Raw genomic sequence first — 590 nt, forward strand, 5'->3', positions numbered from 1 at the left:
CGGCTCCGGCCGCGGCCGCCTGCGCGAACGCCGCCGGCCAGGCGCCGCCCGCGGCCCAGGCGGCCAGCGGCAGGCTCAGTCCGGCCTTGATCAGTTCGCGTCGGTGCAAGCAAGTCCCCTGTCGATGGCGATGCATGGATGGCGTGCGGATGGGTTCGCACATAAACGGGGCGATTGTAGGGACAGGCTTGTTAACGAAGCGGAAGCTGCGCGATCGCCGACGATGCCGCGCCGCGCTTGACGGATCGCGGCAAAACCGGCGCCCGCGCGGTGTTTCGTGACGCCGCCCGGATGAAATCGATTTCGGAAAACGGTTACCCGGATCGAGTCACGCGCACGTCATGCGCCGGCAACGGCGGGGACACGGCCCAAGCCCAGGATTGCGCAAACCCGGAGCCGCGCCATGCGCTACGCGATCGTCACCGAGACCTATCCGCCGGAGATCAACGGCGTCGCCCTGACCGTGCGCGGTCTGGAGCAGGGTCTGCGCGCCCGCGGCCACGAGGTCGGCGTGGTGCGCCCGCGCCAGGCCGCCGACGGCCGGGGCGACGGCGCCGCGCACGAACTGCTGGTGCGCGGCCTGCCCCTGC

The 590-nt window shown here is 71.5% G+C and carries 1 pseudogene; it reads left to right on the forward strand.

The window, feature by feature from the left end:
- Window positions 1-403 precede the first annotated feature (403 nt).
- Window positions 404-590, forward strand: a pseudogene (locus A7A76_RS01150) (glycosyltransferase family 1 protein); the annotation flags it as partial.

The sequence above is a fragment of the Lysobacter enzymogenes genome (genome assembly GCF_017168095.1).
In the GTDB taxonomy this organism is placed as follows: domain Bacteria; phylum Pseudomonadota; class Gammaproteobacteria; order Xanthomonadales; family Xanthomonadaceae; genus Lysobacter; species Lysobacter enzymogenes_D.